A 9,277-nucleotide genomic window follows, 5' to 3' on the forward strand; every position below is an offset into this window, starting at 1 on the left:
GACGCCTGCGCGTTCTGGTGCTGATGCATCCTGACTTCATGCCGCCGGAGTCCGTCGACGGATACACCGCGCAGGAAATCAACAAGTGGAAAACCGAGTTCGACGTCGTCAGCACGCTGCGCGCAGCCGGCCATGACGTTCGCCCGCTCGGTGTGCAGGAAGAAATCAAGCCGGTGCGCGACGCGATCGAAGGCTTCAAGCCGCATATCGTGTTCACGTTGCTGGAGGAGTTCCACAACGAGTCGGTGTTTGACCAGCACATCGCGAGCTATCTCGAGCTGATGAAGATCCCGTATACCGGTTGTAACCCGCGCGGCCTGATCCTGGCCCGCGGCAAGGATCTGTCCAAGACGCTGGTGCACCATCGCCGGATCGCGGTGCCGGCCTTTGCCGTGTTTCCGATGCGCCGCAAGGTCAAACGGCCGGCGCGCCTCGCGCTGCCGCTGATCGTCAAGAGCCTGAGCGAGGACGGATCCTTTGGCATCTCGCAAGCGTCCATCGTCGATACGGACGAGAAGCTCGCCGAGCGCGTCGCGTTCGTTCACGAGCGGCTCGGTACTGCCGCGATCGCCGAACAGTATATCGAGGGACGTGAACTCTATGTCGCCGTGCTCGGCAACAACAGGCTGCGCGCGCTGCCGGTCTGGGAATTGAAATTCGGCAGCTTGGGCGGTCAGGGGGCACGGCAGATCGCCACCGAAAAGGCCAAGCACGATCCCGGCTATCAGGAGCGCGTCGGAATTGTAGACGGGCTGGCCGAGGGCCTTGCGCCGGAGGTGTCCGCCCGCATTCAGCGCACAGCGAAACGCATCTACCGCATACTGAAGCTCGATGGATACGCACGCATCGACTTTCGCCTCGCTGCCGATGGCACGCCGTATTTCATCGAAGCCAATCCCAATCCCGAAATCGCGAAGAGCCAGGAGTTCGCGACAGCCGCCCTTCATGACGGGCTTGACTATCCCGGCCTGCTGCATCGCATTCTGGCCCTCGGAATCAGCCGGGCAAAGGCAGGCGCATCCGTGGGCTGAAGGGCGAGGCGAACGGGCGGGCACAGCGAGTTGCGCGCCGAAGAGCCGACATTCCCTCCGCGAACGCAGTGGTTGCCCGGCAAACTAGGGACTACGATGATGGTCGCAGACGGGGACAGGGTTATGGACATCAGCTTGGTCCAGAAAAATATCGCGGCGGTCGCAGCCGGATGGGCGCCCGAGCTGGCGGCGAGGCTGGAACGGCGCGCGCTCGACAAGGCGGATTTTGCGACGCTGCGGGACGCCGGCCTGACCCTGACCGGCGTGCCGGAGGAGATGGGAGGGGTGTGGCATAGTGGAGCGCGGTCAACGCGCCCGACCGGTGCGATTTTTCGCACCCTCGCCCGGGTCGATCCCTCGGTGGCGCTGGTGGCGACCATGCATCCCACCGTGCTGGCGCTGTGGCTCGAGGAGCCGGTCGAACCGCCGGTCGACCCGAACGCCTGGCGCGAGCAGCGTGACCGTGTGCTGACCGCGGCGAAGGCGGGGCATTGGTTTGGCACCATTTCCTCCGAGCCGGGCGGCGGCGGCGACCTGATGGCGACCCGGGCGACCGCGGAAAAAGCAGGCGACGGCGCCTGGCGCCTGACCGGCGACAAGCAGATGGGCAGCGGATCCGGCGTGACCTCTTTCATGATGACAATTGCCGTCCCCATGGGAGAGACGACGCCCGACATCTTCCTGCTCGATACCAGGCAATTGCCATGGGACGGCACACGCGGCGCCACGCTGGTGCGCGCGTGGGACGGTCACGGAATGGCCGCGACGCAGAGCCACGCGTTTCGCTACGACGGTGTCGCCGTCGAGCGACACGCTCAACTCGGCGGCGCCCTCAAGCTGGTCCCCCGGGTCTTGCCGGTCATCGGCTACATGTTCTCTTCCGTGATCATGGGCATCCTCGATGCCGCGCTGGCCGAGGGCCGGCGGCGTCTGCAGCCGCGCGCGGAGCGGATGTCGGCATTCGAGCGGGTGAGCTGGACCAAGGCCGTCAACGACATCTGGCTGGCGGAGCAGGCCTTCGAAGGCATGGCGCGCGCGATCGAGAGCGGTGCAGCGTCACCCGGCGTCGCGCGCGGCAAGCTCGCCATCGCCGAACTCGCCGAGGCTTCGCTGCTGTCGATCTCCAGGGCGATCGGAGGGGCGAGCTATTCCCGGTCGAGTCCGTTCGGGCAATGGTCGCAGGACGTGCGCGCGCTCGGCATGCTTCGTCCGCCCTGGGCGCTGGCCCATCACCAGCTGTTCGAGGCAAGCTTCGCCGATTGAGACGCTCGGACCCTTGACCGGCGTCGGATTCCCGCGCCTTGCCGTCGGCCGCCCGTTCCGATGCCGGCGCCTTTGCGGTAAATGCCTGCAAACAAGGGTACGATCGTGCAGGAGCACACGGCGAGCAGGGAGCCCGCCGAGGCTGCCGCCGGGTATGACACATAGGCCGGCGTGTTGCGTCCCAGCCAGCGCGTGATGCTCGCCTTTGGGATCAGCGCCACCATTGCTCCGGCGATGAAGAAGGCCGGCAGCAAGCAGAGCAGGACATGAGCCGCCAGATAGGAAGCAACACTTCCGGCGCCACCGTTGAGCAGTTTGAGCGAAAATTCCATGTTGCTGTCTGCAACATCTGACCGGAACGCCGAAGTGCGGCATTGACCTGCATCAAGACGGATCGTCTCCCCGCAATGCCGACGTGTGCACTATCGGCGACCGAGCGAGGCATCCGCCGATGCGGATTCATTGATGACCGGCACGGACCTGACCTTGTCGCCTGGCGCAAACTTTTGGAATCCGTCCACAACCACGCGATCGCCGTCCTGCAGGCCCTCGTTAACAAGCCACGATCCTCCTTGCATCTCACCAAGGCGGACCGGTTGCGTTGCGATACGGCCATCGTCCCTGACCACAAACACCTCGCTGCCTCCGGCGGTGTTACGCTGCACCGATTGCTGCGGCACCGATATCGCGTCTTTGTCAATTCCCTGTTCGATAAGCACGCGCGCATACATGCCGGGCAACAACTCCCGCTTTGGATTGGGAAATCTGGCGCGCATCGTCACCTGCCCGGTATGGGCATCCACCTTGGCTTCCGAGAACAGCAACCTGCCGGGCATTGAATAAACAGTTCCGTCATCGAGGACGAGCCGGATACGGGCTGTCATCGGCGCAATCTGGTCCAGATCGCCGTCGGCGAACGAGCGCCGAAGCCTGTTCATCTCTGTCACGGATTGCGTGAAGTCGGCGTAGACCGGGTCGAGCTGCTGGATCGTTGCGAGAACGGAGTCGTTCTGAACGACCAGAGCGCCCTCGCTGACCATCGCGGCGCCGATTACGCCATCGATAGGCGCGCGGATGGTTGCGTAATTCAGCTTCAGACGCGCACGGGCGACATCGGCTTTGCGCGACGCAACCTCCGCTTCGGCCTGACGCAACGCTCCGGTTGCTTTCTCGCGTTGCGCCTCCGGCACGACCTTGTCGTTCGCCAGTATGGTAATTCGCCTGGCATGTTGCTCTGCCTGATGGAATACAGCGGCCGCTTTGGCGAGTGACGCCTCATTGGCCTTCAGTTCCACCTCGAGCGCCTTTTGATCGATGCGATAGAGCGGGTCACCGGCCTTCACTTCCGACCCTTGATGAAACAAGCGTTCGACAACAATGCCGGACAGCCTTGGCCGGACTTCGGCAGCGCGTGTCGATACGATGCGACCCGGCAATTCATCAACCAGGGTGCGAGGCTGCGCCTTCGCGATGACGATGCCCACTTCGGCCGCGCTCTTGGTTGCGGCGTTGGCGGAAGTGGCCTCGCTGCAACCGCCGAGAACCGGTGCCAGTCCCGCCAGCAACAATGCGCCGCAGGCCAACCGTACGCCGTGCCCCATTGGAATCCCCTCGTCTACTTCCGCAACTTGGCCGCCAAACCTGATCGGACTCGACGGCTCCCGCCCGGAAAATCCCGAAAAATGCTCGCGTCAAGGAAAAGCCGCCTCGCGGCGGCCTTTCCCCTCCCTGGACGTGATTCTTGTGCGGCCTTCATGGCCATCTTTTGGCGGTAGTCGATTTGTCGACCAGCATTCATTATCAGCATTAGCCGACAGCCCATGACAGGTTTTTCCTGACATTGCGAAGAGCGTCATCGCATTATGGTGGTGCCGCCCGGATTTGGCGCTGCATTGGAGTGCGGACGCGGTGTCTGGCCATGTGCAGAGAGACGTGTTGATCGGTGACGAACGTGAAGAAATTCCGCGACCTTGTCGTTGTGTTTCTGCTGGCTTTGTGCGGTGCGGCCATCGTTGCCTACTCGATGGCGCACCTGGCCCACTATAATCTGGGAATATCCAGTTCAAACCTTCGGAATCAGGCGTTGACGTCGGCGGTGGTTCTTTTCGGATTTGTGGCGGTCGAATTCATTGTGACGAGCGAGTGGTAACGAAGTTCGCTGTGGGTCGATTCATGATCGTGCGTTGGATCGGATATCGTCATCGGGAGCGCCGGCATCACTACGGCGCGGCCTGGCACATCTTCGTTCACTCTTGAGGGCTTGAATTCGTTACTCTTGGGGGGCTTGAAAATGTCTGACGACCAACGAAGCGAGAATCGACCTTTGTCCTATTGCGAACCTTGTTCAGAGCGAACGCCGCACCGTTACGAACGGGTGGGTGTCAACGGACAGCTCACATCCAGAGCGATTTGCCTGATCTGCCATAACGATTCGCGCAACGAGACCGCTCGGCAGAGCTTCAACGGAACCCATGCAGTCCAGCCAGGGGACACGATGCGACGGAGGACCTTACCCGATGCAAAGCGTCTCCGACGTCGCCCTCGGCGCGTTAGCGTGCCTATTCAAGAGCAGCCGTGACGAGTGACATGACCAGATGTCTGAATCTTCCATGCTGATTTCGCCGATTGAAGGGATCATGAAGACATGAAGCGAATGGACAGCAGTATGGTTCGAGAATCCGGGGGCCGTCGATTCCTTGCCTTGACCACTTTTTGCCAGGGATTTGCAGACGGTATTGGCAGCCCGATGTTTGAGCTAATGCAATACGCATGGAAGCGAGGGCGTCGATGCGAGGCGACCGAGGCCCATCTGAGAATCGAAAGACCGCACGTCAGAGCCGGCGCAAGCCTTGACCGCTCGTGAGTGCTGATTCACATGGCTTCCGGGAAGCCTCCTCGGTCATGACGTGCAGTCCAGGCATGCCAGAGCCCTGCGTCCCCGATGAAGTTCGGGAATTCATCATAAGATACATCGCTACCGTGCCACAAATTGAAGCCCTGCTTCTCATTTGGTCCAGCCCGGAAAAGCACTGGAGCCTGCGTCAGGTCGCGACACGGATTTACACCAGCGAAGCGGAAGCCGCACGGGCTCTCGAAGGGCTTTGTACCGGGGGACTGCTGGTTCATAGAGAGGGAGGTTTTGCCTTGGATTCGTCGGCCGGGAACGTCGATATGATTCGGAAGCTGAAAGAAGTGTATGCGCGCCATCTTATTCCGGTGACTGATGTAATTCACGGTAAATCGCGGGGCGAACCGCCGGCTGCCAGATTTTTCCAAGCTGCAAAGTGCGACTGAGCCATGAGGAGATCGGCCGTCAAAGCCGTCCCTTCGGGTTTGCGGCACGTCCTGCAGAGACCGGTCGGCCTGACCGTGCTTGTCGTTACCCTGGTTATTTCGCAGCCGTCCTCTGCCCAGAAAATTCACTCATACGAACCCCTGATGATGGATCCATACTCCACCATCTACGTAAACGACGGCTCTTGCTCGGCGGGTAAGGTGTTGAAGGTGCAAGGTGCACCGAAAAATCATCGGCGCAAGAAGAGCTGCGTGCCGTTGAGTGACGTAACGGGTGGCATCCCCTCCAGGTTACCGAAATAGTTCGGCGGGCGTCGTTCAGTTTGGAGCGGCAAGCCAGCCGTGCTGGACGCCATAACGGACGATATCCGCCCGGCTACGAAGTCCCTTCTTTTCGGACGCGCGCGACTTGTAGGTCTCGACAGTTTTGATGCTGACCTCCAGTTGGCCGGCAATTTGCTTGTTGCTGAGTCCTTGAGCCACGAGTTTCAGCACGTCTTCTTCTCGTCGGCTAAGCTCGCCGCCATCATTGCCGGCGACTGCGTACGAATGAGGGGCAGCCATCGACGCCTTCTCGGCAATGGCGGGATCGAGATAGGTGTCGCCCTGCTTCACGATCCGGATTGCGCGGAGCAGTTCGTCCGCGGCGGATCGTTTCAAAAGATATCCCCTGGCTCCCGCTTCCAGAACGGGATGGATGTATGCGCGGTCTTCATGCACGGTTAGCACGATGATCTTCACCCCGGGGCAGCGTTTGAGCGCCTTGCGCGTCAGTTCAATGCCGCTCATGTCCGGCAGGGACAGATCGATCACGGCGATATCAGGGGAGCATTCACAAATGATCTTCAGACCCGTTGCACCCGTACTGGCTTCCCCAACGAGTTCAACCTCAGGCGCCGCCTGGAGAAGCGCCCTGATGCCGGCGAGTACGACCGGATGATCATCGACAAGACTGATGCGTATCGGCGTCATCCGTTACTGCCTTTGTTCTCGATCGGTATCCTCACGAAGATCGTGCTTCCCTTGCCTGGGGTGGACTCCACGGCGATGGTTCCGCTCAGGAGCGCCGTCCGTTCTCTCATGCCGGAGAAACCGAGGCCCGAAGCCTGATTGCCGTCCGGCGGAACCCGGCTTTCCGCATCGAATCCGACGCCATCGTCCTCAAGGACCAGTGCGATCGCATCCGGCTTCTGCTCGAGCACAATGCTGACCTTGCTCGCTTGTGCGTGTTTGAGAACGTTGGTCAAGCCTTCCTGAACTATCCGATACAGCGCCACTGCGACATCGAGCGGTAATGCGTTGTCTCGTCCGAACGTCTGCAAGTCGGCCTCAATATGATAGCGCTCCCGCCACTCCGCAACGTAGGCTCCTATGGCTCTGAAAAGTCCCAAATCGTCGATGGCGGTAGGCCGCAGGTCCGAAGCAGATCGATGGATGTCACGACCGATCTGGGCAGCAAGCGTCTCGAGCCAACGTATTTGCTCAGCTGCAGCGGCTTCGTCGCTTCCGTTGGCAAGTCTTTTTTCAAGCGCTTTCAGGCCCAGCGAAAGACCCGTTACCGTCTGGCCCACCTGATCGTGCAACTCGCGTGAAATCCGGCGCTGCTCCTCTTCTTGAGCTGACGCCAGGCGTCGAAGCAGATGCGATCGCTCCGTCTCCGCCCGCTTGAGGATGTCGATATCGGCCAACACACCGTGTATTACATGACGCTGATCGGGCTGGCCTTCGGCTCTTCCGGCGGCCCGCAGCCAATGCGTCCCGCGATCCTGCGTTTGAACGGGGAACTCAACGCTGCTTGATTTGCCGCTCTCAAGGCAGGAGGTGCCGAATGACGACAAGACGGGCCGATGTGACGGTTCTATTACGGCGAAAACCTCGGCTGCGGACCCCGTCGTTACTCCCGAATCGGCGCTCGGCAGCCCAAGCAGCATGCGAAAGCGATTGCAACCGCTGAACTCGTCCGTGGCCAGATCCCAGCGCCAGGTCCCAAGCTCGGCGGCATCGATGGCCAGGGCACCCCTCCTTTCGCTGTCCAGCAACGCGGCGGCCGATTGAAGCGCCTCGATGTTGCGACGTTGTGCAATTTCACGCGCGATCACCCATCCGAGTGCGATCGCCAGCCCTAGGCTGGCGGCCGTTCCCCCGATCAACACGCCAAGAGAGCGCGACACCGGAGCGTTAAGCTCCGACACGGGAACTCCCACATGCACCGACCAGCCTTCCGTGCCTGCCATCACGCGGTGCATGGTTTCAACATCAAGGCCTTCACTTGTCGTGGCGCGTAACGACTGGGACCTGCCTCGAGCTATGGCTTCCTGGACGGCAGGTGTCGTGCCGCCTCCGTTCGCGAGTTCCTCGTCTGGCGTGCGGGCTACAATTTGTTCCTTTGCATCAAGGACGGTCCCGGCCCACCCGGCGGGCAATCCGGTTTGCCCCAGGATCGTGCTGATCTGATCGGGTAACAGGCCGATCGTCAGGATGTAGCGGAGCTCACCCTCTCGAATGACCGGGACGCGCAAGGCTACCAGCCGCTTGCCAATGGCGGGCTGGTAGGGGCCAAGTCCTCCCAGGATGGGCCTGCGGGCGCGGAGGACCGCATTGAAGCTGTCGATGTCGGATACTGGCTCAAGCGGTTCACCAAGTGGGCGCAGAACGTTCAGTACCTGCTCCCGATCCGGCTTCGTCAGAGCCGCCGTTTCCCAGAGCGGGCGGTCGGCAACCAGCCGGGCCGCCTCCTGGTAAAAATCGCTCAGGTTGCCGTGGTCGATCGCGATCGAGTTGGCGAGCGCGTTGGCAACCTGCATCTCGCGGGAAATCTCGCTTTCAATCCGGTGCGCGGCCTGCGTGAGAGCTTCGGTGGCTGCTCTGCGGGCGTAGGTGCGCTGCTGGTCAGCCGTGATGTAGGCCATCCATCCCCCGAGCAGCAGGACGGGGATGGCCGCCGAGAGAACAAGGGCGATGAAAAGCCAAATAGCTTGCTTCTTGCCGCTCATGGAGAAGGTCTCGACAACATATCTTCCGGCCGCATCCTCTCTCCCAGGGATTCAACACGCAAAGCCCCGCGCCGCAAGCCGTCTGAGTCGAATCGGGCTGAGATCGATCCGCGGTTCCAGGCGATGCGGGGTTGGCAGCCGCAGGCTGCGACAAATTAACCCGTCGGGCAAAATTTCGCTTTTCCCGAAGGGCAAATCACCGTTACGACTCACGCCATCCTGTCCCTTGGGAAGGGGCGTTGGCCATCGTCACCGAACGTTGGGATGGGATGCGGTGGACGCTAAGGCATCGAGCGCGGAATGGGATTGCAGGGCGGGATAAACTCCGTGAGCGGTCTTCAGGACGCGCAGGACGAGCGGTGCCGAAGCGTACGGCAAAATCGTGTGGACCTGACGCCTCAGTGGTCGGCGTCAAGTCTTGCGGAGGCACAAAAGCCCGACCGGGCCGGAGTGCCGGTTTCCGCAAGGCGACGGAGGCGAGAAGAGCCCGATACTCCGGGGTGAGCGCGAGATAAGCCGTCAAGCCATTGCGCAGGGAATGTCGGATGTTCTCCGCTGCCCTGTATGCTCGTGTGCAGCTTTTTTTGCACGACTTCGCACACGAGACCGCGGGTGCAGCGCGCATCCGGCATTCCCTGCTCCCTCCTTCTTGAGGGACAACGACAGGCAAACCTCGGGCAAATCGTGCCGCGAGAA

Annotated in this window: 9 protein-coding genes; 5 read left to right on the forward strand and 4 right to left on the reverse strand. The window is 61.4% G+C overall.

Features of this window, described 5'->3' with window-relative positions; genetic code table 11:
- Both Q7T45_RS08315 and Q7T45_RS08320 read left to right on the forward strand, forming a co-directional pair.
- On the forward strand, positions 1-1,031 hold a 1,031-nt coding region (locus Q7T45_RS08315), incomplete at its 5' end, for an ATP-grasp domain-containing protein (RefSeq protein WP_304869599.1).
- Between the two features lie 123 nt (positions 1,032-1,154).
- Entirely contained in the window at positions 1,155-2,294 is a 1,140-nt protein-coding gene (locus tag Q7T45_RS08320) for an acyl-CoA dehydrogenase family protein (RefSeq protein WP_304869600.1), read from the forward strand.
- On the opposite strand, the gene Q7T45_RS08325 is transcribed toward Q7T45_RS08320, so the two are convergent.
- A complete protein-coding gene (locus Q7T45_RS08325; protein ID WP_304869602.1) occupies positions 2,261-2,626 on the reverse strand; it encodes a permease in 366 nt (121 codons plus the stop codon). The two genes, Q7T45_RS08320 and Q7T45_RS08325, sit on opposite strands and share 34 nt — an antisense overlap.
- Before the next feature lie 90 nt (positions 2,627-2,716).
- Positions 2,717-3,895: an efflux RND transporter periplasmic adaptor subunit gene (locus Q7T45_RS08330; protein WP_304869604.1), complete on the reverse strand. Its 1,179-nt coding sequence runs from the start codon at positions 3,893-3,895 to the stop codon at positions 2,717-2,719.
- Positions 3,896-4,245: 350 nt separating this feature from the next.
- Between Q7T45_RS08330 and Q7T45_RS08335 the strand changes: the two genes are divergently transcribed.
- The 3 genes from Q7T45_RS08335 (at position 4,246) to Q7T45_RS29025 (ending at position 5,891) form a co-directional block, all read left to right on the forward strand.
- Positions 4,246-4,443, forward strand: a complete 198-nt coding sequence (locus Q7T45_RS08335; protein WP_304869606.1) for a hypothetical protein — start codon at positions 4,246-4,248, stop codon at positions 4,441-4,443.
- 770 nt (positions 4,444-5,213) lie between these two features.
- Positions 5,214-5,588: a hypothetical protein gene (locus Q7T45_RS08340; protein ID WP_304869608.1), complete on the forward strand. Its 375-nt coding sequence runs from the start codon at positions 5,214-5,216 to the stop codon at positions 5,586-5,588.
- Positions 5,589-5,591: 3 nt separating this feature from the next.
- Positions 5,592-5,891 (forward strand): DUF6719 family protein, encoded by a 300-nt coding sequence (locus Q7T45_RS29025; protein WP_370691238.1) that lies wholly within the window; start codon positions 5,592-5,594, stop codon positions 5,889-5,891.
- Positions 5,892-5,906: 15 nt separating this feature from the next.
- Here the strand turns inward: Q7T45_RS29025 and Q7T45_RS08345 are convergent, their stop codons facing one another.
- Positions 5,907-6,560: a response regulator transcription factor gene (locus Q7T45_RS08345; protein WP_304869610.1), complete on the reverse strand. Its 654-nt coding sequence runs from the start codon at positions 6,558-6,560 to the stop codon at positions 5,907-5,909.
- Positions 6,557-8,581: an ATP-binding protein gene (locus Q7T45_RS08350; protein WP_304869612.1), complete on the reverse strand. Its 2,025-nt coding sequence runs from the start codon at positions 8,579-8,581 to the stop codon at positions 6,557-6,559. Before Q7T45_RS08350 ends, Q7T45_RS08345 begins: the two co-directional genes overlap by 4 nt.
- Positions 8,582-9,277 lie beyond the last annotated feature (696 nt).

The sequence above is a fragment of the Bradyrhizobium sp. genome (assembly GCF_030646015.1).
In the GTDB taxonomy this organism is placed as follows: Bacteria; Pseudomonadota; Alphaproteobacteria; order Rhizobiales; family Xanthobacteraceae; genus Bradyrhizobium.

Coding starts and splice junctions, on each gene's coding strand:
- Q7T45_RS08320 (WP_304869600.1), top strand. CDS start 1,155: ATGGACATCAGCTTGGTCCAGAAAAATATCGCGGCGGTCGCAGCCGGA.
- Q7T45_RS08350 (WP_304869612.1), bottom strand. CDS start 8,581: ATGAGCGGCAAGAAGCAAGCTATTTGGCTTTTCATCGCCCTTGTTCTC.
- Q7T45_RS08340 (WP_304869608.1), top strand. CDS start 5,214: ATGCCAGAGCCCTGCGTCCCCGATGAAGTTCGGGAATTCATCATAAGA.
- Q7T45_RS08325 (WP_304869602.1), bottom strand. CDS start 2,626: ATGGAATTTTCGCTCAAACTGCTCAACGGTGGCGCCGGAAGTGTTGCT.
- Q7T45_RS29025 (WP_370691238.1), top strand. CDS start 5,592: ATGAGGAGATCGGCCGTCAAAGCCGTCCCTTCGGGTTTGCGGCACGTC.
- Q7T45_RS08345 (WP_304869610.1), bottom strand. CDS start 6,560: ATGACGCCGATACGCATCAGTCTTGTCGATGATCATCCGGTCGTACTC.
- Q7T45_RS08330 (WP_304869604.1), bottom strand. CDS start 3,895: ATGGGGCACGGCGTACGGTTGGCCTGCGGCGCATTGTTGCTGGCGGGA.